Source organism: Alteromonas sp. KUL49 (assembly GCF_006538345.1).
GTDB lineage: Bacteria > Pseudomonadota > Gammaproteobacteria > Enterobacterales > Alteromonadaceae > Alteromonas.
In genome coordinates, this window is record NZ_BJKL01000003.1 from 60066 (window position 1) to 85368 (window position 25303).

The window sequence follows — 25303 nt, forward strand, 5'->3', positions numbered from 1 at the left end:
CCCATGGAGGGTGGTGTGGTGGTATAAAAAGTTCCCCCCTTGTGCCTAACAGCATTTATCTGCGTTATTTGGGGGTTTTTTTAACTTCTTTGGAACGAGAAAAGACATACATAAGTTCGAAAATAATGAATCCAGCGAACGCACCGTAAAGATGGGCATCTACCGCTACTGAGGCGTCTATTAGCATCGCCACGCTGTGACTACTACCGAACCATTGCTCGTGGAAAAGCTTAATACCCACACCGAAGAGAAGTAACCAGCCAGATTTTACTTGGTTGTAAATATCCATCATAGCACCCCATACAAATAGCCCGTGTAGTGCACCAGAGAGTCCGGCATATAAAATCATATCTGGCGAGTATAAATACAAGCCTGCACTCGTACCGAGAGCGCACCAAATGAATACTTTTAAGAACCTTCCAATACGATAGTGCTCACCATGAAGCGCCCACAACAATATTAGACCTGCAACGTTGAGTAGAACGTGGAAACCATTGGTATGTACAATGTTTCCTGTGAGTACTCGCCATGTTTCTAGCCCTTGTATTGCAAATCGATCGTAGCTCAGCCATTCACCCGACAGAGGCTCCATTAAATAAGCGACAACTGACAGCGCAATGAGTATTAATGGACCGCCGCTGTGTTTAAGCGCGTAAGGAAGAGTCATTATCATGTCGTATTTTATTGATTTTTAAAGCTGCTGGGCATAATACCTAAAACACGGCGCGGTGCGAAGAATTCCTGTGAATTTGCGTTATTAGGGCTTGTTACTACAAACGGCACGCGGTACATTTTAATCTTGCCTCAAATACCCTTTATTCAACTCAGGATGAATATTCGTTTTCACCAATTGTATTCGTAATAGGAAGTGGAATTTTGAAAACTCGATGGCATCTCGCCAAATCAATCATTTATGTCGCTTTATCTAGTATCTTTTTCGCAAGCAGCAGCGTTGCTCAATCCCAACCTAGAGAAGCGGGTGAACCCGAGGCAGCAACGGGATATGTTGAAAAGCAAGCCTTTGTCGCTAATGACTATATGGTCGTTGCAGCAAACCCATATGCGTCATGGGCGGGTAAAAATATTTTACAGCAAGGGGGCAGCGCTATCGATGCTGCGGTTGCCGTTCAGTCTATGCTCAGCTTGGTTGAGCCACAGTCCTCTGGTATCGGTGGCGGCGCGTTCATTTTGTATTGGGATAATGAAAACAAAGTTCTGCACACGTTTGACGGTCGTGAAACCGCTCCGAAAGCCGTTAATTCTCATTGGTTTATGAAAGGCAATACGCCAATGAAATGGATTGATGCTGTCGTTGGCGGAAAGTCCGTTGGTGTGCCCGGAGCAATGCGCGCGTTAGAGATGGCACACCAAGAATTTGGTGTTTTGCCGTGGAATAAACTATTTGATGATACCATTACCACCGCGACAGAGGGGTTTAAAGTCTCTCCTCGCTTGGCGCGTCTCGTAGCACTTGATTATCACCCAGGACTCCGTGAATTCCCCAGTAGTGCGACCTATTTCTTCCCTGCAGGTATACCTTTACAGGAGGGGAGCATTAGAAAGAACCGCCATTTAGCGAAAACCCTTCAGGGTATCGCAGAAAATGGTGTGGATTACCTTCATACCGGTGAGCTAGCGGAAAAAATTGTGAAGGCAGTGAACTCTGCTTCTATTAATCCAGGTAGCATCACACTGGAAGACTTGGCATCTTACACTCCGGTGAAACGCGACCCTGTTTGCGGTTTGTATCGCGATTATCAAATCTGCGGTATGGCACCACCAAGCTCTGGCGGTGTTAACGTATTCCAACTACTTAAAATGTTGGAAGGTTTCGAATTAAATGAATTTTCGCCGAGTTCTGTAGAATTTGCCAACTTGTACACTCAAGCGAGCGCAAATGCTTATGCCGACAGAGAAAAGTATATCGCGGACTCTGATTTTACTAATCTCCCATATGCGGCATTAATTAACGATGCATATTTGTCGAGACGCGCAGAGGAAATTTCAGCTGACAAGCCATGGCGTCGTGCACGAGCTGGCTCTCCATATGACACGGCTATGCTTACCGCTGGCGTTAATATGGAGCAACCCAACACGTCGCATATCTCCATTGTTGATAGTAAAGGCAATGCGATTTCCATGACCACCAGTATCGAATTTATGTTCGGCTCGGGATTAATGGTAGGGGGCTTTTTGCTCAATAATCAGCTAACGGATTTCTCGTTTAATCCTGTGCAAAGTCGTTTTCCTGTGGCAAACCGTGTAGAGCCCGGTAAGCGCCCCCGAAGCGCCATGAGTCCAACCATGGTATTCGATGAAAATAACGAGCTTTCTGTGGTAGTTGGTTCGCCCGGTGGTAGCCGTATTGTAAGTTATGTAGCGCAAACCTTGATTGGCGTGTTAGACATGGGGTTAGACATTCAACAGGCCATCAACTTACCTAAGATCACCAACCGCAACGATTACACTGCGCTCGAGGCAGGTACACCTATAGCCGAGTTGGAAGCGCCATTACAAGCGTTAGGGCACAACGTTAGGGTTGTAGACCTGAATAGCGGATTACATGGTATCCAAGTGCAAGACGGTAAACTGATTGGTGGCGCTGACCCTAGACGAGAGGGTATTGCGGTAGGCCGCTAGAGTTATCATGTTTGTCACCACAGTTTAAGAATGAAATGGATTTTTAAACTGTGGTGAATTGGCGCAAGTGAGGCTCTCTTACATAAACCTATCAGGGTACACCCGCGCTACTTTCCAGTCGCCCTTTTCTTTGACTAAATCAAGACTGCGGATATCTTCAATTTTATCATCGTGTAGCATACCACTGAGAAAAACGGTGATGGTTGCCTGTTCCGCAAATTCACTGCGACCCACGCGATTAGCACTTTGAGGCTTGATAATAACAGTATCATAGCGAAGATTGAGAAGGTGACGTTGTACGTTGCGATTAGTGTGATAGCTTCTTATCACACGAGATAAGCTCTCGGTACTCAACTCTGCGGCGATATTGATATCATCCCCTTCGTAGATGTTGGTCAAAAACGCAACAGCTGTGTATTCAGGCGTACCTTCATTAAGCATACCATAACGCCCTAAACCCTGTTTATCTTCTTTAAAACAACCAGTTAGCGTGAGCGTAAACACTAATAGTGCGATTGTGAATACACGAGAAATCATAAAAATACATAGTTAAGTTAATCTTTATATAAGACTACCGTATTTTTATACTTTTGGTTACTGTGTATTAGTACACATATGCAGAATTTTGATGAGAGATTAAGAGTGAAAAATAGTCGGTAAACAGCACTCACTGTTCACCGACACGTGGCACGTTGCTATTTTGCCGTTTCTGCACCTGATTCAACAGAAGCCGCTTGTTTCATTGTAATTAGATACAAAACAAAGAAGCAGACTATGAGCACTAGTGGGAACAAAGCGATATTGGCTAGAGCTGATTGACCGGCAGCGAGTTCCGCAGCATCACCAGACAAACCAGAGGACAAGGCCGACTCGCGTCCTTTATCAATCCAGCTTCCAATAACCGGGCTCCACCAACCAACTCCCAGCATGCCGAATCCGCCAATAATAGACATACCCAGTGCTCCTGTTTTCGCCTGATACTCGCCAATGTATCCAATCATCGTTGGCCAGAAATACATAACACCAATAGCAAAAAGTATTGCTGAAACGTAAACCATGCTGCCTGTGGCCGTACTCATCAAGTAAAGTGCAATCGCTGAAACAATTGCGGAAGCGAGTAACACTCCCACAGGATTGAGTGCATGTACTACCGGACCTGCAAAGTATCTACCCACTGCCATAAGGCCAGTGATCATTGCTAAAATAAGCATGGGATCTGCTCCGGCGTTACCCAGAATACGATCAACCCAACCAGACGTACCTAGCTCTGTGGTTGCAGTTAGGGTCATGCAGAACAGCATAAAAATATAGATAGGGTTGAGCAGTGCTTTAAAATTCACTGACGTAGATGTTTCTGTATTCTGTGTTTCTGGGAAGGTTTTACCGAAAATCATATAACCGTAGATTGCGGTTGGGATCAACATAGCGGCAATTTGCATTTGCCAACTCATGTTCATGTCGGTCATAAATTTTGATAGCAGTGCGCCAATCACAATACCGCCTGGGAACCACACGTGAAATTTGTTAAGCATGGTGGTTTTGTTTTTGTGGTATATGTCGGCGATCAATGGATTACATGCCGCCTCTACACTACCGTTGGCAAACCCCACCAAAAAACTCGAAACCAACAGAGTGATGTAACCATCAGCGGTAATGGTAAGAATAAGCCCTAAAAAGTGTCCAATGAATGCGATATAAAGCATTTTTTTGGCACCTAATAGATTATAAAGAAAACCACCAAATATGGTTGCTACAGGAAAGCCAAAAAGCGCGAGAGCATTTACCCAACCCAGTTGGGTGTCAGTCAACTCAAACTCCGCACTGAGTTGGGACAAAATACCAGCTCTTATGGCAAAGGTCATGGCGGTTACAATAAGCGCTATACATGAAGCGCTGAATAACCGAGATGCTGTAATTGTTGATGTAGTCATAGTTTTTACTCTTGTTATTCTAATCCCAAAACTCGTTTGTTGAAGTCTTCGTCAGCACCCGTGCCAGCGAAATCATCAAAGGCTCGCTCTGTCACATTAATAATGTGCTTTGCAATAAACGGCGCCCCTTCGGTTGCTCCTGACACAGGATGTTTGATGCAGCATTCCCATTCCAGCACAGCCCAGCCGTCGAAGTCGTACTTTGCCATACGTGTAAATATTCCATTGAAGTCTACTTGACCATCACCCAGTGATCGGAATCGCCCTGGACGATCGATCCAGTTTTGATAACCGCCATAAACCCCTGAACGTCCATTAGGAATAAACTCAGCATCCTTAACATGAAACGCTTTAATACGGTCGTGATAAATATCAATGAATGAGAGGTAGTCGAGCTGTTGCAGCACAAAGTGACTTGGGTCGTATAGAATGTTTGCACGCGGGTGGTTGTTCACTGCTTGTAGGAATCGTTCAAACGTGATGCCGTCGTGAAGGTCTTCGCCAGGATGTAACTCATAACAAACATCACAGTCAGCGTCATCAAAGGCATCAAGAATCGGAAGCCAGCGCTTTGCTAGTTCAACAAACCCTTGTTCGACAAGGCCTGCAGGACGTTGTGGCCACGGGTATACAGTGTGCCATAGTAGCGCTCCCGAAAAGGTCGCGTGTGACTTAAGTCCTAAGTTTTTACTTGCTTTCGCAGCGAGGAACATCTGCTCTGTCGCCCATTCAGTTCGCGCTTTAGTGTCATCTTTGAATTGGTCGGGAGCAAATGCATCAAATAGAGTATCGTAAGCTGGGTGAGATGCTACCAACTGGCCCTGAAGGTGAGTTGATAGTTCGGTGATCTCTAGGCCATGCTCGGCAACGATTGCTTGTATTTCTTTGCAATACTCTACGTCATTTGCTGCTTTTTCCAGGTCAAATAAACGGTCATCCCACGAGGGAATTTGTACACCCTTGTAGCCCAAGCTCGCAACCCATTCACAAATCGACGGCAAGGTGTTAAAAGGTGCTTCGTCAGAAGCAAATTGAGCGAGAAATATTGCAGGGCCTTTTAATGTTTTCATTCTGTATTCCTAACTTAGTTTTGTTGTACAACTAATCGTTTAGCAGGGGAGTGATGTCGTACCATTTTGTATCTTGATTAGAGCTATTTACGAAAGACTCGACTAACGCCATACCGCGAACGCCTTCATAAATATCAGGGAAGTCATAGTCTTTACCTTTGTGGTAGGTGCCACCCTCGTAGTCGCGAATAGCGCTTATGAAGTTCATATAGATGTTGGCAAACGCTTCTAGGTAACCTTCTGGATGTCCCATAGGTGTGCGTGTATTTGCTGAAGTGCGTTCACTATGTGCGCCTCCGGTCCGTAAAACACGAGTAGAGCTATCGAGGTATTTCACGGTAAGCGTATTTGGCTCTTGTTGATGCCATTCAAGGCCGCCCTTTTCTCCGTATACTCTGATGGTGAGGTTGTTCTCTTCACCGGCTGCAATTTGACTGGCTTGAAGTGTTCCTTTTATTCCATCTTGCATCTTTAGCAACACAATGCCGTCGTCGTCTAATCGTCTACCTTCAACGAAGGTGGTTAGCTCAGCGCAAACATGGGTGATTTCTTTGCTCGTGATATACTCAACGAGGTTTGCAGCATGGCTTCCAATGTCACCCATACAGCCGGAAATACCTGAACGACTGGGATCGGTGCGCCAATCTGCCTGTTTATTGTCGCTACTTTGTGCCTCAGATAACCAGCCTTGAATATATTCAACAATTACCTTTCTAACGGTGCCAATCTCGCCATTTGATACCAGTGTTTGCGCTTCCTTTACCATAGGGTAGCCGGTGTAAGTGTGCGTAAGGCCATAAAGTAACCCTGTACTTTCTACGATCGTTTTGAGTTGTTTTACTTCATCAAGATTTAGTGTCGCAGGTTTATCTGACAGAACATGAAAACCATTTTCGAGCGCGGCTTTGGCAGCCGGGAAATGCATATGATTTGGGGTAACGATAGCGACGAATTGCATACGTTGATCTTCGGGCAATAGTGCTTCTTGCTCGAACATAGTTTGAAAATCACGATAGCATCGGTTTTCGTCCAGCATTAACTGCTTACCCGATGCAATAGATTTTTCTGCGGTACTCGAAAATGCACCGCAGACTAGCTCGATTTCATTGTCTAATTGTGCGGCTATCCGGTGTACTGCACCAATAAATGCTCCTTGTCCGCCACCAATCATGCCCATGCGAATCTTCTTCACTCTCTACTCCATAATCAAAACAAGATTTTGTTCTTACTATAGAGTTTTCTGTGATTTTTCAGTATAAGTTAATCAGTTGTAAATATAACAAATTCGGCGTGATAGGTTGAAACAAACTCATGAATGCACTTCTTCTTTTGAAATCGATGAGGTATTCAATTTTATATTGTAAGTCTCCGCTTATTACTATAAAACCTTAGTTTGTAAGAACTGGTACGACGTTTTTGCGTAACAAGTCTTTGATAGTAGTAGGCCCTCAATAAATAAAAGACATTGAGCTTGGCAATTTAGATGAGATTATGAATTTTACAAAAAATATACAAACGGTCAGTGATCTGGGGGCAACGCAACTCGTCACCATGTTTGACCTGCTTCCTGGCATACTGTTCTGGATAAAGGACAATCAACACAGGTTTGTTCACGTTAACCAAGCGTTTGTGGAACACTCCATCTTTAGCGATCGCAAAGAAATCATAAGTAAGACAGACTATGATTTATTCCCAGTACATCTGGCGAAGCAGTTCCACAAAGACGATGAAAAGATTCTTTCAGGTGAGGAAATCACTGAGCGCTTAGAAATAAACATGGCAAGTGGCGGTGATAGTGCGTGGTACACCACAACGAAACGACCGATATATAACAACGAAGGTAACATCGTTGGGTCGTATGGAATTACCCATCACCTTGATAAGCAAGCACTGGTTTTGGCAAGTGTAGAAGCGCTAAAAGTGCCTGTGGATTATGTGCGAGAGAATTTTGCTGATAACCTCACTATCGAATCCCTGGCAGAAGCGAGCTTTTTATCGGTAAGTGCGTTGGAACGCCGCTTCAAAAAATACCTCAAGAAAACACCTAAACAATTCATCAACGAAGTACGTCTTGAACATGCCCAACGACTGTTAGTTGAAACCAATAAACCCATATCCCAAGTGGGTGATGAATGCGGGTTTCCAAATCCGAGTTACTTTACCCAGCAATTTCGCGCTTTTTTTGAAGAGCTACCTTCTGAATTTAGGAAAAACTATAGGGGCAAATAGCGTTTACTTGCTCGGCTACTTATTCAGTCATACTATAAACTTATAAAAGTAGTGTTTAGTGTGAATGAAAGGACTCATTTTTGTCTGTATTCAATAAGTTTTACAAGGCTTCTTTCGCATCACTTTGCTGTGCCGCGTGCTTTGTGGTTGGCTTTATCATGATCTTTTGGATTCAGCCAGGAATTAATCTAAATCCCCATCAACGACTAGCGTTTATTTTGTCCCACGGACGATTTTTTCAGCTTTGGTATTTCATCATTTTTATCGTTTTTGCGAGTTGTTTGATGATGCTTTGTAGAGCAATTAACCATTGGCTAAGTGAACGGATTACGTTTTCAACACAATTGGTCGCTGTATTCGGGTTTATTTGGTCTGCCTATTGTTTTTCTATTGGGTTGATTGCACTTTTCACCATTGAATATCTACTCCTGTTGCCTGCGGAGCAACAAACAGAGGTGTGGTTTGTTATTTTTGCCATTCAAATGGGTTTGGGTGATGGTATTGAGTGGGTGGGGGGAATATGGTTGACAGTGTTGAGCTGGGTGATGATACAAAGGAAGGTATCACCAAAAGCTTTACACATTTTTGGGCTACTGGTAGGAATAACTGGGTGCTTAACGTTACACCCGTCATTGCAAGATGCTGGTGCGATCTTTGGACTCAGTCAGATTGTTTGGTTTGTGTGGATGGGATTCACATTAAGAGCTAAGAGTAAGCTTGGGAGTTATTAATACCTGATAGGTACTGTTTTTAAGGTTTACCTCCATTTGCCACCCCATAACTTCTGTTATTCTCCTAACAAGATATTGGCCATGACCTAACCCTTGATAATTAGCATCGGCTTTTTTACTCGGTATCGGGTTTTCAAACACAATTTCACTGCCTTGCTGATATATTCTCATACCGCTATCGCCACCGTGATAGTAGCCGTTGTTAATGAGGTTTTGGCAAAGTAGCCCAATTAGGTGCGGGTTTCCTGAGACGTTAGTTTTATTGTTAAGCTCTACATCAACCTCAAACAAAATGTCGGGGTTTGAATGGATTAGTGCAAGAACAGTTCGTTCCACTATTGGTTTGATATCGTTGATAGAAAAAACGAGGTTTTCTTTTCTCGCTATTGCGAGGAGTACTTCAACCGTATTTTGTAATGTGTCAGTACTTTGATTTAAGAGCTGTTTGTCAGCATTAGATATTTCGTTTGTACTATTTAAGGACAAAGTGTTGCGAATGAGCGCAATAGGCGTGCGCAATTCGTGACTTACATCGCTGGCAAAGTCATGCTCTCGTTTCCATGCTTTTTGTAGCTCTCCGTAAGTTCGTTCAAAAGCAAGGGCTAACAGTCCAATTTCATCGCTTCTTGAGTTTATAGGGCTTGAAAACCTTGAACCTGGTCTTTGTTGTCCTACAGACTGGGTAAGTTGACGTAACGGTGCAGACAAACGGGACGCCAAAAACCATGTGCTTAACACGGCAAGCACAAAAGCGCCTATGGTGATAGCTCCTAAAAATACGCCGAACACCTCGGAATAAGTGGCAAGCGGCAGCAGATTTTTAGCATTAATGACAAACCATTCATACCCTTCGCCTGAATCTATTTTCGTTGCGTAACCTTGTACTTTCTGGGTGTTAAATCGAAACAGTGTTTGATCGTGACGGGTTGGTGTAAGCAAACTTTGCTGTTCAAGGTATTCCGCGCTAATGAAGCCACGATTCACCCGAGACAAATGGTTAATATTGTCGAATACGTTTATGTTTTCCCCATCAGCAGAGAGCTCAAGTTCTTGCTGGACTACATAAGATGCCACTATATCTTCAGTTACTTCGACAAACAAAAAAGTCAGTCTTGCATAAAACAGGCTAATCACAAAAACCAATGCACCAAAGCCACAAAACAGCTGCCATCGAATCCCATAAAACAGTGGTTTATTCATCATCCAAGCCTTGTAGTTGATAACCAAGGTTACTAATCGTTTTCAGAATCGGTTTGTTAGACTGTTGTTCAATGGCCTTGCGTAAGCTATACATATGCGATTTGAGCGCATTGCTTTCAGGTGGTTCATCCCCCCATACATGTTGAATCAAGTCTGTTCTTGCCACGGGGTATGGGTAGGCGTCTATTAGTGCTTTTAGAATTTTAAAACCCACTTTTGTGACTTTTATAGGTTTATTGTTCCACTTTACTAAGAACGCGCGGGAGTCAATGCTCATTCGCCCTTTTTGTATTAGCGTGTCGCTATGAAGAGAGGGGCGACGCGCCAACGCTTTGCATCGCATGGCGAGTTCTCTCAAATCACAAGGTTTCGTAAGGTAGTCGTCTGTGCCTTGGGCAAAGCCTTTTGCTTTATCTTCAAACCCGTCGCGAGCGGTTAGCATTAATATGGGGGTAATACGTGTTTGATGTTTTTTAATATGTTCACATACGGCTAATCCATCGCAATCGGGAAGATTTAGGTCGAGTATGACCACATCAAACTGTTGAGATGTGGCTAGGCGCATACCCTGTTGTCCTCGGTCTGCGAAGTCTACTAGCCAACCCAGTCCTTCAAGAAATCGAGTAATTTGACCTGCAAGGGCAAGGTTATCTTCTATAAGCAAAATGGATAATTTATCTTGTTGCACAAGCTTAATTCCTTTTGATGAAAAGTCCTTTCACCGTACCTTGTTCAAGGTGAAATTAAGGTGATAAATAATTCCTAGATTTCTTTCACCCTGATTTCACTGTGCTCTTTTTAGCATGCTCCTCGTAAATTGGCTTGTTGCTCATCACGACAATGATGCATTTGAGATTCGACAAGCTATTCACGTTAACTAAGTGCGACATGATGAGGAATACTATGAAAAACCGTTTTATTAATCAATTTGCTGTAACTTTGCTTACAGCAGCTGTGCTCGTTGGATGTGGTTCAAATAACAAAGAGCGAACAGCAAACACACCTGCGCCAGATCCAATTTCAGAAGACTATCAAGGCGTGTGGGTAGCCCCTGGATACGGCCTCAGCGTTAACATTGGCACTGACAGCGCTAAAATATATCAGTACACAACTGACTACTGCTTTTTGACGTTAGATGAATCAGAACTCGACACCACAAACGTTGAACGACTACTAAGAAAAACTGACAATGTTGATGAGTTAGAATGGTATTCTGGTGTTGGCACAGCAACGTTTGGTCCTCCTGGATATTTCTTTGAGCGAGCTAGTTCACTACCTGATTCGTGTCAGACAGACCTCATTGATCTAAATGATGTTTCTTCAACCGATTATGATGCAACGGATTTATTTGCAATGTATTCGCAAATTTTCGAAGAGTATTATGTAGATTTTGAGCGTAATAATGTGAATTGGGCTGATACCATCCAATCAGCTGGCGGTGAACTAACCTCGTCGTCAAGCAACGAGCAATTATTTGCTGCGATGGCAAATACACTGGCACCTATGGCTGATAGCCACAATTACATCACTACGCCTGAAGGTCTTAGCCACAAGGTATTTACCAAACCAACGTTGATAGAGAATTTGATAGAGGAATACGCGACCTTAAACGGTTTAGCCTATCCAATTGATCCACAGATACTCACGCAGCAATTGGTTGACAGTATCAACGGCTATATTGTCGATAGTTTGGAGTATCAGTGGGATATTGTGACAGGATACGCCGCAAGCCCTGATGATATTCGGTATGCTGCTGACGGTCGAATCCGATGGTTTAAGAATGAGGGCTTAGGGTATTTATATGTTAGTAGTATGTTGGGCTATTCAGAGGTAACAGACGACGAATTAGCGATTACCACAGATACTCTACAAAAAGTAAACGTTATTTTAGATAACGCGTTAAATGATTTAAGTGATGTTGAGGGGCTCATTGTAGACGTACGAACCAATGATGGCGGTTATGATTTTGTCAGTATGGCAATAGCAAGTCGCTTTGCACAAGGCGAGTATCACGCGTTTAGTAAGCAAGCCCGTGATGGAAATGGAAGAACGCCGTTAAAAGATGTTTATATTCAGCCTAGTACACGAGCAACCTATCATGGCTCAATTGTATTGCTCACAAGTTCAAATACCGTGTCAGCAGCAGAAACATTTACGCTGAGTATGGCTCAACTCCCGAATGTGCAGTTGGTAGGTGAAGCTACTCACGGAGCGCTATCTAATGTGTTGGAATGGAATCTACCCAATGGTTTCGAGATTGGTATGTCGAATGAATACTACCTAAGTGCAAATGGTGACTGGTTTGAAGGTGAAGGTATTCCTGTAGACGTTGCAGTGCCTTTCTTTACGCAGGAACAAAGAGAGCAACAAGTAGATTTGGGTATCGAAACAGCCGTTCATCTGTTACTCCAGTAAAGGTTACTCGTCGAAAAGCGCCTATATTTAAGGCGCTTTTTTATGTACTTCGATATCACAAGTGCACAGCTGATAATCAACCATGTTCAAGCTTTTTTTAAAACATTGCCTGTTGTATTACCCATAATTACTTGGTTAAATGTTAACAATTAATCAAGTGGTGTGGGTGATAATGCTAAAACATGTAATAAAGTTGTTGAGTTACTTTGCTCTTGTATTCGTTGTGAATTCGCTAGCGTTTGCAGGGCAAGCGTCGTTACAAAGAGAGCATGACTTTAATTTTGACTGGAAGTTTACACTGGTTGAAACCACCGAAATACCTGACTCGGTCCCACTGAATGACGCTGTTTGGCGTGATATACGACTACCGCATGACTGGAGTGTAGAGGCGTCTTTCTCCGAAGAATGGGAGGGTGCGACTGGATACCTTCCAGGCGGTGTTGGTATTTATCAGAAGCACTTCGACACTCCGATAGATCCTGCAGAACAAAACGCCTATGTACTGTTCGATGGGGTTTACAACAACGCGACTTTTTGGGTGAACGGTGTAAAACTCGGTGAAAATCCCTACGGATATTCACCCGTCTATTTCGACCTCACAGACAAATTACATACCGACGGTACACAGAATGTGCTGACAGTGCATGTCGACCACAGTAGATACGCTGACAGTCGTTGGTATACAGGAAGTGGTATCTATCGCAACGTTAAACTCATCACTACAGATAAGTTACATATCCCAATTTGGGGTACTTTTGTAACCACACCCGAAGTTAATGACAACAGAGCCATGGTTAACCTCGACGTGAACGTAGTCAATAATCACTCCTCTCCAGAGGGATTTACACTTACCACGCAATTAATTAATCCTGCAGGCCTAACTGTCGCCGAAGCATCAAAGAACGTTACTCTTGAATCTGATACGGATGTCACTGTTACCCAACGACTCGCGGTAGACGACCCGAAACTTTGGGACACTGAGAACCCTCATATATACCTTGCTAGAACAATCATCAAGAGCGGTGAGAGGATTGTTGATAGCTACGTTACACCGTTTGGTATTCGCACTTTGGAGTTCGATGCCAAAAAAGGCTTTTTCCTTAATGGTAAACCTACATTGGTCAAAGGAGTGTCGCTACATCACGACGGTGGTTTGGTCGGGGCGGCCGTTCCAAAAGAAGTGTGGCGTAGACGGTTGCAGTCACTCAAAGATGCAGGGTTAAACGCAGTGCGTACGGCACATAATCCCTTTGCCAGTGACTTTTTAGATTTGTGTGACGAAATGGGAATTTTGGTACAGAACGAGTTCTTTGATGAGTTTGATTATTACAAAGACAAACGTTTAAACATGCATGAACGTCATGACGATTATATCACTCGAGGTTACGTTGACCATTTTCAGCAATGGGCTAAAAGTGATTTAACTCGCACAATGCTTAGAGATAGAAATCATCCAAGTGTATTTCAATGGAGTATCGGTAACGAGATCGAATGGACCTATGTTCATTACCGTTATATCACAGGTTTTTGGAACGACCTTGAAGACCCAACGAACATGGATATGAGCTTTTGGGGAGCCCCCCCTAAGTATTCACCAGAGGAGTTACTTGCCCGTTATGAGGATTCACAGAAAGGCGAATATGTTCTGTCAGAAACAGCGAGAAAACTGAGTGAATGGGTAAGGGCATTAGATACCACTCGACCAGTTACCGCTAACTTTATCATTCCTCAGGTGAGCCATGTGAGTGGCTATGCAGACGCGGTAGACATCGTTGGTTACAGTTACAGAAATAGTGTGCTGCCATGGGGGCAAAAACACTTTCCTGAGGTACCAATCACCATAAATGAGAACCCTGGAACGTGGGATGATTGGAAGCAAGTGTTGCAGTCACCCGGCGTTTTCAGTCAATTTATGTGGACGGGAATTGGTTACATGGGGGAACGTCATGAAAAGTGGCCACATAAAAGCGGGTGGGGCGATATGCTCGACTTGGCTGGGTTTAAACGACAAGGGTGGAATTACTTCAAAAGCGTATGGGTCAACGAACCACATTTATCTATAGGTACACTGCCTTTGTCATCTTCCGGGTTTAAACGAGATGAATTGTCTGGCTTGGCTATTGCCGAAGATGCCTCAAGCTATCGTTGGCGCGACACTAATATGCATTGGAACTACGATGAAAATGAGTGGGTAGTGGTAGAAGTAACGTCTAACCACCACATGGTGGAGTTATTATTGAACGGTGAGTCTCTCGGTTATCGCAGTATGTCTGAGGCCCCTGACAGAATTTTACGGTGGGTAGTGCCTTTTGCGCCCGGTAAGCTGGAAGCAAAAGCTGGTTTTAACGGGCAAGAAACAAACGCTATTTTGACATCAGCTAACCAACCCTCATTTCTACATGTACATGTAGATAAACCACAACTTATTGCCGATGGCTATGATATTGCTCACCTTGTTGTTCAACTAGTTGATGACAATGGAATAGCAGTACAGACAGAAGAAACAGAAGTTTCAGTAAGTTTCAATGGCCCAGCCAGACTACTGGGTGTTGATAACGGTGCGCCGGACAATATTCAGGATTTTCAATCTAATAAAATTGTTACCTCAAAAGGAAGAGCCTTGATAGTGCTTCAATCAATGAGGGATAGAGGTGTTATTGAAGTTGAGGTGTCGGCCGGCCAATATGGTAAACAAACCTTGGTTATTCAAAGTCACTGAAGTTCATATGGAAAGCTATAACAAGACTTAATGAAGTGTGGTTTCCGGTAACAAGTTTATGGTTATCGGAAACCAAAAATAGTTTACTCAGCAAGATATGAACAACAGTAATCCACTACAGTGACGGCTTTCACTTGGAAGCTTGCATTAGCGGGGACGTAAAAAGACTCACCGGCGGAAATACTCTGCCATTCAGTCTCACCCGGCAATAATATGTCCAATTGGCCGTCAGTGATTTCCATCAACTCTTTTTCGCTGGTACCAAACTCATACTCACCCGGCATCATAATACCTAAGGTTTTCTTTGTTTCATCAGCAAACACCACAGTCCGGCTTGTCACTTTGCCATCAAAGTATTGGTTGGCTTTTAGTGTCACAGATACATTATCAAACGTCGACATAAGTTTTCCTTTGTTCAATTTTTTTAGTGAAGTCGCATTGCTGTATAGTAATAAAGATCCGCTTAGGAATGATGGCTAACTTAGGAATAGGTTAGTCAGAATAGTGCTAGCTTATTCAATTTAGCGCAGGGCATTCAGAAGCAACTCCCAGCATTGTTTGTACAGTTGGTCTGACCCATGAGATAAATTCACAAGTATGTAGTATTGTTTATCTTAGGTTTCATACTTGATACAAAGTCAACTACTTAAGGCCTATGCAACGTCTCAGATTGTTATTGTTCTTCCTAAGTTTGCTATCCCTCAAAAGCATTGCTAGCGAGCTACCGGATAAACTCGTGTTTGCGGCGCTGCCTCAGTATTTGGAACGACATCATGCAGGCCAGTTTGAAGACAATATAGTGATGCAATTAGGCGAGAAACTTGGTGTGGAGGTAGAGCTCTATTCATGCCCTTGGGTGCGTTGTCTCAAGCTTATAGAAACGGGACAAGCCGATATTATAGATGACTTGTTCATCACAAAAGAGCGAGCGACCTATATAAACTATCTGCGCCCAGCGTTTGATAAACAAACCACCGGATTTCGCTATTATTCCATTCACGAAAACATCACGACATTTGCTGACCTAAATGGAAAAACAGTAGGCTACTTGCGCGGGCATGTACACTACGACAAGTTTGAAGCTGCTGATAATTTTACGAAAGTTTCTCTACTTGTTGTGGAGGACTTAGTCAACATGATGCTAGCTGAGAGAATAGATGTGTTTATTGCTCCCCCTTCGTTTGACCTGAGTAGCTTTACCCATGTAGATACTCAACAACGCATAAAGCAGCAACCCTACGAAGTTGCCATTGATATGCCCTTATTCCTGGGTGTTTCTAGGAAGAGTGATTGGACTGCATATTCGTCTGAATTAGAGAAAGCAATGTTAGAAATTCTCTCCGCTCAACAATAGCGCTGTGTTAAACGATTGGTAAACGAACGGAGAGGAGTAGGATTATGTGCGTTAAAATGCCATTTTTAAACCAAGTTGGGTCATCGATGAAGTACCTATATCGAGGGCAGAACTGCGGTACGACAGTGACAGAACAACTGAACTAAATAACGCGTACTCTGCACTAATTTTATACGCTACGTCCGTCCCACTAAACGTCTGCCTTACTTCGTCACCAGGATTAAGAAAGGTTCCTTCTTTGCTGTCTAAATCCCAGTTACTTAAACCCATCATAGGCACAACTCTAAATTTTTCACTCACAGGAAAGCTATATCCAACGAGCAACTGGTATTCGGTGGTTTCATAAAAATCAAAAGATTCAAAAAACGCATTGTTAGATGCAAAGGAGCCGCTGACCTCAACAATTGCATTGTTTTCCCAGCGATAACCCAAAGAATAGGTGAATCCCAGTCCGTCATCGTCATAATCTTCTACCAGAAGATTTGTGTCTTCGTCGAAGTCAACGCTACTTGCACCCAATTCAACGCCAAAAAGAATACTGGATTCATTAGCTAAAATATTCGAGCTAAATGCCATGCAGCTGATTACAGCTAGATATCGTGCTTTCATTGGTGAAATACCTCAGTATGTATTTGAAGATTTAAAAATGTTGGTTTTGAAATTGATTGAATGAGATGATATTTCTGTCCTCAGCGACTAACAATGGACATAAGTGGACGTTTTTGGTTGAGGATGTAGTGTTTTGAACAGTAAAGTAATGATGGTTTCATGAGTGGCAATAAAACAGAAATTTTGAATCGTGAGCGGCTCATTGAAGTGATTAACCAAAGTGCTGCGAAGCATGCGTGGCTTGCGCGCGAAATTAATGTGAGTGAGAAAACACTGAGCCGTTGGTTAAGTGGTGAGGTTGAGCGCATACGCACCAGTAACCTGACAAAATTGAGTCATGCACTTTGTTGTGATGTCGATGAACTCATCGCCATCTCTGTTGAAGAGTCCTATTCAAATGACAAAAACCGAGACGTACTAGTCAACGAACTCTATAACGATAGTTTACTGTACGAATTGTTGATGGAAGGAAAAACTAAGCTTGCCATCTCCTTAATTAAATCTACCTTTCATGCCCGACTACCGAGTGCAATTGTGGCGAGCTTTTACGTTAAGCTGGGTTATGCCTGTGTAATACAGAGTAAATTACGCTCAGCAAAACAGTACTTTACCAAGGCATTAGCTAGGGCTGAAAAATCGAACAGTGATGAACTTCGCTTTTCTGCGTATCTTGCATTTGCAGTAAATAGTTTGATGGAAAGTCGGTACAAAGAGTGTCTCAGTTATTTACAGCTGTGTGATGAACTATCGGCCCATGCTGCTAGCGAAGAGGCGCACTTTCATAGTACTTATGCGTTGTATTATTTGCATACCGGTCAGCCTTCAAATGCTCTCGCACACGCCGAATTGTGTGAGTTGGCATGCGAGCCAACCAATCCCTCTGTTGAAAAGAAATTATTTCTTTGTACCGCACTACAAATAAAGACCGCGGTCTATTTGTTGGATAATCGAATTGATGATGCATTTGCTGTGTGTAAGGCCTCTTTGTCACTAGCGAATGTCTCAGGTTATAGCCGCTGTATATCTCTGTCGGAGGGGTATCTATCGGTAATTTATGCGTGTAAAGGCGATGCTGAGAACGCGACTGCTCACAGTGCGTTTAGCCTTGAGCAAGTGAAGTCGAATGATATCGCCCATCCAACGTTAGTTTGCCTCTCGATAGCTGTGAGCCGTTTGCTGAACAACACTGAGACCTTAGCCACACAAATGAATATGTTAAAGGCACATACGCCCGAGCATTCTGCCTCCCGCGCGTTCGCATCCTATCAAGCTTTCTTGTCTTGTTATCAAAATCAACAATTTGAGCAGGCAAATGCCTATCGCGCAGAGAGTCAATCCCTGGCGAAGGAACTTGCAATGGAGCATTGGTTGTCTCTACTTGAGCCTCGACTCTGACATTGTCAATTTTCGGAGAATTAATACTAATCTGCGCCGATTTACTTGTGCAGTGTTTTTAGGCCACAGTGGTAAGTTAGTCCGAAAATTTGGCGGTACGCTATTTTCAGCGCGACCGTTTAACATATAGGACATCATGTGAATCGACGATACTTACTTTTCCTTCTGACCGTCGTAGCTTTTTCTCGACACGTTTACAGCGTAACCGTTGATGGTGAAGTTCCCAGTAAACGCCCCAACATCATTTTGTTTGTCACTGACGACCAAGGTTGGGGAGACGTAAGCTTTAATGGAAATGAAGTACTTCACACCCCAAACATTGATGCTATTGCCGAAAGAGGTGTCAGTTTGGAACGGTTTTACGTAAACCCTGTATGTTCCTCGACACGTGCGGCCTTACTTACTGGAAGATACGCACTTCGAACTGGAGTTTTTAGTGTGACTCGTGGTGGAGAACGAATGCGAGAATCCGAGGTTACGTTGGCAGAAATGCTGGGGGCAGAGGGCTATCGAACCGGGCTATTCGGTAAATGGCACAATGGTGCAACATATCCCCATGATCCCAATGGTCAGGGATTCGACTATTACGAGGGTATCGTAGAAGGGCATCAAACTTTGTATTTCGATCCAGTATTGAGCGTAAATGGCACCCCAGTTCAACGACACGGCTATATTGCAGATTTAACTTCTGATGCTGCAATAAATTTCATTGAGTCAGAATCAGATGCCCCCTTTTTTGCTTTTGTTCCATTTAATACCCCTCATGGCCCATTTGAAGTACCAGACCAATATTTTGATAGGTTTAAAGCCTCCGGTTTGAACGACTTAGATGCCGCAATTTACGGAATGATGGCAAACATTGACGATAATGTGGGCAGAATTCTTAGCGCCGTTAATGAGCAGGGTAAGAGCAACAATACTATTGTTCTATTTATGTCTGATAACGGACCTGCATTTCCTAGCAACAACAGACGTTATAACGGCGGATTGAAAGGGGCAAAAGGCAAGGTTGACGAAGGAGGTGTGCGTTCACCGCTATTTGTACACTGGCCTAACCATATTGAGGGTGGTCGAGTACTCACATCTGTCTCACAACATATTGATATTGTGCCCACATTGATGAGTTTGATTAACAGTGAGGTCCTTTTCGAAAACCCTATTGATGGAGAAGATTTGTCGCCACTTCTGTTGGGGGTAACTACTGATGATGAGTGGCCAGATCGCTATTTATTTCTCAATCATTTTCATAATATGAAGCGGGGTATTGATGGGGCAATTCGTCCATACCCCGGTGCCGTTCGAAGTCAACAATGGTTGGCCACCTTTCAGCACGATCAGCAGTGGTACTTGTATGATTTAGAAAATGATATGCAGCAACAAAACAACATAGCTAAAGCTCACCCAGAAGTCTTAGATGTACTTCAAAGCGCTTACTTTGAATTCTTTAATGACATTACAAAAATACCCGTTGAGTTGCTACCTATTCAAATAGGTCACCAGCAAGCATCAACGGTGACCTTTGCCGCACATGAGGCTCTCATTGAAGGTGAAGGGATAGACTATGCCTACGAGTGGGGCTGGGCACATGATTGGATCAACCTAAACTCAACTATGAGCAAGGCAACTATGACATGGCCAGTTAAGAGTGTTGTGAATGACTGTTTTGAGGTTGATGTACTTTTTAGTAATGAGAATGACAAAGCGGAACTAAATATTGATTTTGAATTTTTGAATATATCAAAGGGGCTTGTTCTGCGCCTCGACAGTTTTGTTCCCGAGATCAACGAGGGTCAACGTCGTTTCTATACAGACGAAACACCAGAGAGTACCTGGGCTAGTCAAACAGTGGGACGGTTTTTTGTCCGTGAAGGGCAAGGCGAATTAGCAGTCACGATTAATAATTTAAAAACTGATGGTAATGGTATCGCTATTAAGGGCATTGTGATCAAAAGAGCAGATACTCAATGTGAAGGCTAATGGTATCCGTGGTATGTTGTTTTATTTACGCAGTACTTATAGAAAGGAACCAAGGTGTCAGAAATTACTCTATCGGACGACATTAAAAGCACATTAGTCAACAAATTGCAGGACTATTTTACTGAAGAACTTGACCAAGAGTTAGGTCAGTTTGATGGAGAGTTTTTGCTCGATTTTATTGCCAAAAATATGGGAGCGTACTTCTATAATCAAGGGCTCTACGACGCCAGAGCTGTATTTGAATCTCGTATTGCCGCTATCGATGAGGATATCTATGGCATCGAAAAGCCGGTGGTATAGTGATGATAACGTACCTTATTCGCAGTGTTTTTGTGATTTGTGGAGTTGTAGCGACCAGTAATTGTTTTGCCTCAACAGCTTTAACTTCAACGGTAAACGAGTATTTTGAGGTTTACCAACAGCGAAAGGATTTTAATAGCTTTATGGCATTTTATTCTGAAAATGCCGTGCTAAAAGACGTTGTTTATGAACTGGAAGTCGCTGGAAAAGGAAATATTGCCGAGTTCTTCGATTGGTCTAGAGGCAGTTTTTCTGCAGCGGGCGACGGGCCAATTCTTTCGGTAAACTCACACTTTATTGATGGAAATTCTGTAGTTACAAGAGGCGTCTTTCATCGGTTCTCTTTCAATGGAAAGGAGATGGGGCCGTGGGATTTCATCATCTTACAAAGGTTTGATCAGCATGGTCTGATTGAGTATCAAGAAGACTGGATAAACTATTCACCAAAGCAAATTCAGGTAGGTGAATAATTAAAAAAGGCCAGTGATATCACTGGCCTTTGGTATTGATTCAAATCGCTGCAAGTGACTTTACTGAACTTCTTCCTGATCTGAGAACTCACCAGCGAAAAGCGGACTACTCAAGTAACGTTCTGTACCACTGGCAAGTAGCACTACCACCATTTTGCTTTGTTCTCTGGGCGCTCGGCAAAGCGTTTCGCTGCAACCACTGCTGCACCTGAAGAAATACCTGCCAAGATACCTTCTTCTTTCATTAGACGGTGTGTCATTTCCATACTTTCATCGTTGGTTACTTGCTCAACTTCGTCAACGATGTCTAAGTCTAGGTTCCCCGGAATAAAGCCTGCACCGATACCTTGGATCTTATGCGGCCCTGGTGTTAGCTCTTCGCCGGCTTTCGCTTGAGTAATAACTGGCGAGTCTGTTGGCTCTACCGCTACTGAGGTAATGGCTTTACCTTGTTCGTTTTTCAGGTAACGGCTCACACCAGTGATAGTACCACCTGTACCTACGCCTGCGACGAAAGCGTCCACTTTACCATCAGTGTCTGCCCAAATTTCAGGACCTGTCGTTTTTTCATGAATCGCTGGGTTAGCTGGGTTGTCAAACTGCTGAAGAAGTACGTACTTTTCAGGATCAGAAGCTACGATTTCTTGAGCCGCAGCGACCGCACCTTTCATACCTTTTGGTGCTTCGGTAAGCACAAGGTTTGCACCTAATGCTTTAAGTAGCTTACGACGCTCTAAGCTCATGCTACTAGGCATAGTTAGAGTAAGTTTGTATCCGCGAGACGCTGCAACAAATGCCAACGCAATACCTGTGTTACCGCTGGTAGGCTCTACAAGTTCTTTACCTTCGGTAAGCACACCGCGCTGCTCAGCATCCCAAATCATGTTTGCACCAATACGGCACTTAACACTGAAACTAGGGTTGCGCGCTTCAATTTTCGCGTAAACGTTACCTGAAGTAACGCGGTTTAGTTTGACCAGCGGCGTGCGGCCGATAGAAAGAGAATTGTCGTCATATACTTGCATTTTATTGTCCTTACTTTGGATAACACTCATTAGAGCGACCTTGGTATCCCCATTAATAGTTAATAATTCATAGCCTGAATTAGGGGTTTTATTGTTACCCCTATATCATTGGCGTCAATCCAAAAAATGCAAAGTGCTTTTTCGCTATATGTTATTGTAATTTCTAATGACGAAGGGCACACAAAGAGGTAGAAGAGCATGGCTTTTAACGGAACGTCGAACTATATAGCAACAAAAGACCTTCAATTGGCGGTAAATGCAGCGATAACCCTAGAACGTCCATTACTCATTAAGGGCGAGCCGGGTACCGGAAAAACCATGCTGGCCGAGGAGTTAGCTGAGAGTTTGGGTACCGAGCTAATTCAATGGCATGTCAAATCGACGACCAAAGCACAACAAGGGCTTTATGAATATGATGCAGTGTCTCGCCTCAGGGATTCCCAGTTAGGTGATGACAAGGTTCATGACATTTCAAATTATATTGTTAAAGGAAAGTTGTGGCAGGCGTTTGAATCAGATAAGCGTCCAGTGCTGTTAATCGACGAAATCGACAAAGCGGATATTGAGTTTCCCAACGACTTATTGCTTGAACTCGATAAGATGGAATTCTTTGTATACGAAACACAAGAGCGCGTTGTAGCGAAACAAAGACCCATTGTGATCATCACATCAAACAATGAAAAAGAATTGCCAGATGCTTTTTTACGCCGTTGTTTTTTCCACTACATCCAATTCCCGACACCAGAAGAAATGACATCTATCGTGAATGTGCATTTCCCCACGTTGAAAAAAGACCTACTCGAGCAAGCGATGAGTGCGTTTTTTAATGTACGTGATGTACCAGGCATCAAGAAAAAGCCTTCAACGTCTGAACTTATCGACTGGCTTAAATTATTGGTGGCAGAGGATATTCCACCTGAAGCATTGCATGAAAAAGATGGCAAAAATGCCATACCACCACTGTATGGTGCTTTACTTAAAAATGAGCAAGATATTCACTTATTTGAAAAGCTACTCTTTATGGCGCGCCGTTAATGCTTATTGAATTCTTTTTTACACTGAGAAAGTACAAGGTTAAATCGAGCCTAAGAGAGCTACTCGATTTACTCAAAGCAATGGAACAACATGTGGTTTATGCCGACACTGAGGCATTCTATTTGCTGGCTCGTACTGTGTTGGTAAAAGATGAAACTCAGTTTGACAAGTTTGATCGGGCTTTTGCTGAGTACTTTAAAGGGGTTGAATCAATTGACCTGTTTGGCAAGGAAATACCCGAAGAGTGGCTTCGCAAGCAAATCGAGAAAATGCTCAGCGACGAGGAGCGCGAAGCGTTGCGTAGGGAAGGGGGCTTGGAAGAGCTAATGGAAACTCTGCGTAAACGGCTGGAAGAGCAGCAAAAACGTCATCAGGGCGGAAACAAGTGGATAGGTACTGGTGGTACATCACCCTATGGCGCTTACGGCGATAACCCCGAGGGTGTGCGTATCGGTCAAAAAGGCAACCGTCGCTTCTCGGCGGCTAAAGTGTGGGACAAGCGCGAGTTTAAAAACCTGTCGTCCGACGTTGAACTCGGCACCCGTAATATCAAAGTGGCTCTGCGCAAGCTCAGAAAATTCGCCCGCACCGGTGCTAGTGAAGAACTCGATGTAGCAACCACTATTGGCGAAACTGCCCGCAAAGGTGGTTTACTCGATATTCACATGGCCCCTGAGCGACACAACGCAGTTAAAGTACTCATGTTTTTCGACGTGGGTGGTTCTATGGATCCACATATCCGCGTGGTCGAAGAGTTGTTCTCAGCGGTTCAAACTGAGTTTAAGTATTTAGAATATTTCTACTTTCATAACTGTGTATATGAAGAGGTGTGGAAAGATAATGCGCGCAGAAACGCGGAGACCATACCCATTTGGGACATTATTCACCGATACGGCAGTGACTATAAAGTGATATTCGTTGGCGATGCCACCATGGGACCTTACGAGATCACATATCCCGGAGGAAGCGTTGAGCATTGGAATGAAGAACCAGGCAGTGCTTGGATGCTGCGTTTGTTGGATCATTTTGATAACGCGGTTTGGTTAAACCCTCAGCCCGAGCAATATTGGCCTTACTATGGCTCTATTTCGATTATTAAAGAGCTGATGAAAGACAAAATGTATGGCCTCACACTAGAAGGATTAACTGACGCTATAAAAGCCCTTGTCAAACGTCGCTAACCGTTTAACTATAAAGGTTATTGAATAGGAATCTGCCTCATTGGCAAGCGACGGAGAAGTGTGTGAAAACCAGACGGGTTTTAGTTAATCTAGCAACGCTAGCACTGTTGTGCAGTCAACTAACTGCCTGCACATCGTTGATTGTTAAAGACATCACTTCAGCCTCTAATCATCGAGTGAATACACTCGTCATGCACTTTACCTTTGAGAACTATGCTCGCTCAATGGAGCTATTACGAGATAGCGGCAATGTTAGCAGTCATTACCTTGTTCCCGCACTGTCTGATAACACCTATGACAAACGGAGAGTAGTGATCACTCAGTTGGTTGAAGAAACTGACCGCGCGTGGCACGCCGGTCAAAGTTATTGGCAAGGTCGTACTCACTTAAATGACACCTCAATCGGTATCGAAATCGTCAATCAACCTCAATGTGAACTACCGGCATTGAATGAAACCCAATCTCAAGGGGAGTATGGCCCAGACCGCCAGTGTACCTTTCCGACTTTTGAAGACGCGCAAATCGATGCGCTGATAACACTGAGCAAAGGTATATTGGCTCGCAACCCCGATATTACACCTACCAAAGTCGTCGGACACTCAGATATCGCCCCTCAGCGAAAGAGCGATCCCGGTCCATCGTTTCCTTGGTTTGTGTTGTACCAAAATGGCATTGGCGCGTGGTATGACCAAGATACTCAATCACGCTATTTGGCGCGTCTTGAAAAACAGTGGTTACCTATTTCTTTACTTCAAGAAGCATTAAACGCCTATGGGTATGAATCTAATGATTCAGGAGAATTAGACCAACACACGCAAAATGTAGTGTACGCTTTTCAAACTCACTTCCTGCCTGAACGTGCAACTGGAACCCCAGACTTAATGACTTTTAGTGTGCTGTTTGCCCTGCTTGAAAAGTATCATCGAGAAGCCTGTGAAGCACTAATAGTAAAATACGGGTTGGAATGAATGGTGTGTTGTTACAAATGATAAGACTGAGTGTGTAGCTCGTTTATTGTGTTG

Annotated in this window: 22 protein-coding genes and 1 pseudogene; 13 read left to right on the forward strand and 10 right to left on the reverse strand. The window is 43.5% G+C overall.

Features of this window, described 5'->3' with window-relative positions:
- Nucleotides 1-64: 64 nt before the first annotated feature.
- Nucleotides 65-670: a rhombosortase gene (gene rrtA, locus EYS00_RS05935; RefSeq protein ID WP_130636014.1), complete on the reverse strand. Its 606-nt coding sequence runs from the start codon at nt 668-670 to the stop codon at nt 65-67.
- Nucleotides 671-876: 206 nt separating this feature from the next.
- Here rrtA and ggt point away from each other — a divergent pair, with 206 nt between their 5' ends.
- Nucleotides 877-2640, forward strand: coding sequence for a gamma-glutamyltransferase (gene ggt / locus EYS00_RS05940; protein WP_130635650.1), 1764 nt, complete (start codon nt 877-879; stop codon nt 2638-2640).
- Nucleotides 2641-2718: 78 nt separating this feature from the next.
- Here the strand turns inward: ggt and EYS00_RS05945 are convergent, their stop codons facing one another.
- From EYS00_RS05945 to EYS00_RS05960, 4 genes are all read right to left on the reverse strand, one after another.
- On the reverse strand, nt 2719-3177 hold the full coding sequence (locus EYS00_RS05945; RefSeq protein ID WP_130635651.1) for a hypothetical protein: 459 nt from the start codon (nt 3175-3177) through the stop codon (nt 2719-2721).
- A 158-nt stretch (nt 3178-3335) separates the two neighbouring features.
- On the reverse strand, nt 3336-4571 hold the full coding sequence (locus EYS00_RS05950) for a sugar MFS transporter (RefSeq protein WP_130635652.1): 1236 nt from the start codon (nt 4569-4571) through the stop codon (nt 3336-3338).
- A 14-nt stretch (nt 4572-4585) separates the two neighbouring features.
- Nucleotides 4586-5641, reverse strand: a complete 1056-nt coding sequence (locus EYS00_RS05955; RefSeq protein WP_130635653.1) for a sugar phosphate isomerase/epimerase — start codon at nt 5639-5641, stop codon at nt 4586-4588.
- A 31-nt stretch (nt 5642-5672) separates the two neighbouring features.
- Nucleotides 5673-6833 carry a Gfo/Idh/MocA family protein gene (locus EYS00_RS05960; protein ID WP_242618671.1) on the reverse strand — a complete coding sequence of 387 codons (1161 nt, stop codon included), beginning with the start codon at nt 6831-6833 and terminating at the stop codon, nt 5673-5675.
- 299 nt (nt 6834-7132) lie between these two features.
- Here EYS00_RS05960 and EYS00_RS05965 point away from each other — a divergent pair, with 299 nt between their 5' ends.
- Both EYS00_RS05965 and EYS00_RS05970 read left to right on the forward strand, forming a co-directional pair.
- Nucleotides 7133-7870 carry an AraC family transcriptional regulator gene (locus tag EYS00_RS05965; RefSeq protein ID WP_130635654.1) on the forward strand — a complete coding sequence of 246 codons (738 nt, stop codon included), beginning with the start codon at nt 7133-7135 and terminating at the stop codon, nt 7868-7870.
- A gap of 158 nt (nt 7871-8028) precedes the next feature.
- Nucleotides 8029-8601, forward strand: a complete 573-nt coding sequence (locus EYS00_RS05970; RefSeq protein ID WP_130635655.1) for a hypothetical protein — start codon at nt 8029-8031, stop codon at nt 8599-8601.
- Here the strand turns inward: EYS00_RS05970 and EYS00_RS05975 are convergent.
- Both EYS00_RS05975 and EYS00_RS05980 read right to left on the reverse strand, forming a co-directional pair.
- The gene (locus tag EYS00_RS05975; RefSeq protein WP_130635656.1) at nt 8569-9804 is read right to left on the reverse strand and encodes a HAMP domain-containing sensor histidine kinase; all 1236 of its coding nucleotides are present in this window, start codon (nt 9802-9804) and stop codon (nt 8569-8571) included. The genes EYS00_RS05970 and EYS00_RS05975 overlap by 33 nt on opposite strands.
- Nucleotides 9794-10489: a response regulator transcription factor gene (locus tag EYS00_RS05980; protein WP_130635657.1), complete on the reverse strand. Its 696-nt coding sequence runs from the start codon at nt 10487-10489 to the stop codon at nt 9794-9796. The genes EYS00_RS05975 and EYS00_RS05980 overlap by 11 nt, the downstream gene beginning before the upstream one ends.
- Nucleotides 10490-10704: 215 nt before the next feature.
- On the opposite strand from EYS00_RS05980, the gene EYS00_RS05985 reads away from it, so the two are divergent.
- Both EYS00_RS05985 and EYS00_RS05990 read left to right on the forward strand, forming a co-directional pair.
- Nucleotides 10705-12216, forward strand: coding sequence for a S41 family peptidase (locus EYS00_RS05985; RefSeq protein ID WP_165399324.1), 1512 nt, complete (start codon nt 10705-10707; stop codon nt 12214-12216).
- A gap of 172 nt (nt 12217-12388) precedes the next feature.
- Nucleotides 12389-14935, forward strand: coding sequence for a glycoside hydrolase family 2 TIM barrel-domain containing protein (locus tag EYS00_RS05990; RefSeq protein WP_130635659.1), 2547 nt, complete (start codon nt 12389-12391; stop codon nt 14933-14935).
- Between the two features lie 83 nt (nt 14936-15018).
- On the opposite strand, the gene EYS00_RS05995 is transcribed toward EYS00_RS05990, so the two are convergent.
- On the reverse strand, nt 15019-15336 hold the full coding sequence (locus EYS00_RS05995) for a pyrimidine/purine nucleoside phosphorylase (protein ID WP_130635660.1): 318 nt from the start codon (nt 15334-15336) through the stop codon (nt 15019-15021).
- 254 nt (nt 15337-15590) lie between these two features.
- Here EYS00_RS05995 and EYS00_RS06000 point away from each other — a divergent pair, with 254 nt between their 5' ends.
- Entirely contained in the window at nt 15591-16289 is a 699-nt protein-coding gene (locus EYS00_RS06000; RefSeq protein WP_130635661.1) for an ABC transporter substrate-binding protein, read from the forward strand.
- A gap of 51 nt (nt 16290-16340) precedes the next feature.
- Here EYS00_RS06000 and EYS00_RS06005 read toward each other — a convergent pair whose 3' ends face one another.
- Nucleotides 16341-16898, reverse strand: coding sequence for an outer membrane beta-barrel protein (locus EYS00_RS06005; RefSeq protein ID WP_130635662.1), 558 nt, complete (start codon nt 16896-16898; stop codon nt 16341-16343).
- Nucleotides 16899-17057: 159 nt separating this feature from the next.
- Between EYS00_RS06005 and EYS00_RS06010 the strand changes: the two genes are divergently transcribed.
- From EYS00_RS06010 to EYS00_RS06025, 4 genes are all read left to right on the forward strand, one after another.
- The gene (locus tag EYS00_RS06010) at nt 17058-18293 is read left to right on the forward strand and encodes a helix-turn-helix transcriptional regulator (RefSeq protein ID WP_130635663.1); all 1236 of its coding nucleotides are present in this window, start codon (nt 17058-17060) and stop codon (nt 18291-18293) included.
- Nucleotides 18294-18431: 138 nt separating this feature from the next.
- Nucleotides 18432-20270, forward strand: coding sequence for an arylsulfatase (locus EYS00_RS06015; RefSeq protein WP_165399325.1), 1839 nt, complete (start codon nt 18432-18434; stop codon nt 20268-20270).
- Nucleotides 20271-20324: 54 nt separating this feature from the next.
- The gene (locus EYS00_RS06020; RefSeq protein ID WP_130635665.1) at nt 20325-20570 is read left to right on the forward strand and encodes a DUF2164 domain-containing protein; all 246 of its coding nucleotides are present in this window, start codon (nt 20325-20327) and stop codon (nt 20568-20570) included.
- A 2-nt stretch (nt 20571-20572) separates the two neighbouring features.
- Nucleotides 20573-21040, forward strand: coding sequence for a nuclear transport factor 2 family protein (locus tag EYS00_RS06025; RefSeq protein ID WP_130635666.1), 468 nt, complete (start codon nt 20573-20575; stop codon nt 21038-21040).
- Between the two features lie 60 nt (nt 21041-21100).
- On the opposite strand, the pseudogene cysK reads toward EYS00_RS06025, so the two are convergent.
- Nucleotides 21101-22065: pseudogene (cysK, locus tag EYS00_RS06030) on the reverse strand (cysteine synthase A).
- Nucleotides 22066-22263: 198 nt separating this feature from the next.
- On the opposite strand from cysK, the gene EYS00_RS06035 reads away from it, so the two are divergent.
- The 3 genes from EYS00_RS06035 (at nt 22264) to EYS00_RS06045 (ending at nt 25249) form a co-directional block, all read left to right on the forward strand.
- Nucleotides 22264-23100 carry a MoxR family ATPase gene (locus EYS00_RS06035; protein ID WP_130635667.1) on the forward strand — a complete coding sequence of 279 codons (837 nt, stop codon included), beginning with the start codon at nt 22264-22266 and terminating at the stop codon, nt 23098-23100.
- Complete coding sequence (locus EYS00_RS06040) at nt 23100-24281, forward strand: VWA domain-containing protein (RefSeq protein ID WP_130635668.1); 1182 nt, start codon at nt 23100-23102, stop codon at nt 24279-24281. The genes EYS00_RS06035 and EYS00_RS06040 overlap by 1 nt, the downstream gene beginning before the upstream one ends.
- Nucleotides 24282-24343: 62 nt before the next feature.
- Nucleotides 24344-25249, forward strand: a complete 906-nt coding sequence (locus EYS00_RS06045; RefSeq protein ID WP_130635669.1) for an N-acetylmuramoyl-L-alanine amidase — start codon at nt 24344-24346, stop codon at nt 25247-25249.
- The last annotated feature ends 54 nt before the right edge of the window (nt 25250-25303 follow it).

Bases quoted from the DNA above. Each gene is read 5' to 3' on its own strand.
- EYS00_RS05945 (WP_130635651.1), bottom strand. From the start codon at position 3,177: ATGATTTCTCGTGTATTCACAATCGCACTATTAGTGTTTACGCTCACG.
- EYS00_RS05950 (WP_130635652.1), bottom strand. From the start codon at position 4,571: ATGACTACATCAACAATTACAGCATCTCGGTTATTCAGCGCTTCATGT.
- EYS00_RS05955 (WP_130635653.1), bottom strand. From the start codon at position 5,641: ATGAAAACATTAAAAGGCCCTGCAATATTTCTCGCTCAATTTGCTTCT.
- EYS00_RS05965 (WP_130635654.1), top strand. From the start codon at position 7,133: ATGAATTTTACAAAAAATATACAAACGGTCAGTGATCTGGGGGCAACG.
- EYS00_RS05970 (WP_130635655.1), top strand. From the start codon at position 8,029: ATGATCTTTTGGATTCAGCCAGGAATTAATCTAAATCCCCATCAACGA.
- EYS00_RS05975 (WP_130635656.1), bottom strand. From the start codon at position 9,804: ATGATGAATAAACCACTGTTTTATGGGATTCGATGGCAGCTGTTTTGT.
- EYS00_RS05985 (WP_165399324.1), top strand. From the start codon at position 10,705: ATGAAAAACCGTTTTATTAATCAATTTGCTGTAACTTTGCTTACAGCA.
- EYS00_RS05990 (WP_130635659.1), top strand. From the start codon at position 12,389: ATGCTAAAACATGTAATAAAGTTGTTGAGTTACTTTGCTCTTGTATTC.
- EYS00_RS05995 (WP_130635660.1), bottom strand. From the start codon at position 15,336: ATGTCGACGTTTGATAATGTATCTGTGACACTAAAAGCCAACCAATAC.
- EYS00_RS06000 (WP_130635661.1), top strand. From the start codon at position 15,591: ATGCAACGTCTCAGATTGTTATTGTTCTTCCTAAGTTTGCTATCCCTC.
- EYS00_RS06005 (WP_130635662.1), bottom strand. From the start codon at position 16,898: ATGAAAGCACGATATCTAGCTGTAATCAGCTGCATGGCATTTAGCTCG.
- EYS00_RS06010 (WP_130635663.1), top strand. From the start codon at position 17,058: ATGAGTGGCAATAAAACAGAAATTTTGAATCGTGAGCGGCTCATTGAA.
- EYS00_RS06025 (WP_130635666.1), top strand. From the start codon at position 20,573: ATGATAACGTACCTTATTCGCAGTGTTTTTGTGATTTGTGGAGTTGTA.
- EYS00_RS06035 (WP_130635667.1), top strand. From the start codon at position 22,264: ATGGCTTTTAACGGAACGTCGAACTATATAGCAACAAAAGACCTTCAA.
- EYS00_RS06040 (WP_130635668.1), top strand. From the start codon at position 23,100: ATGCTTATTGAATTCTTTTTTACACTGAGAAAGTACAAGGTTAAATCG.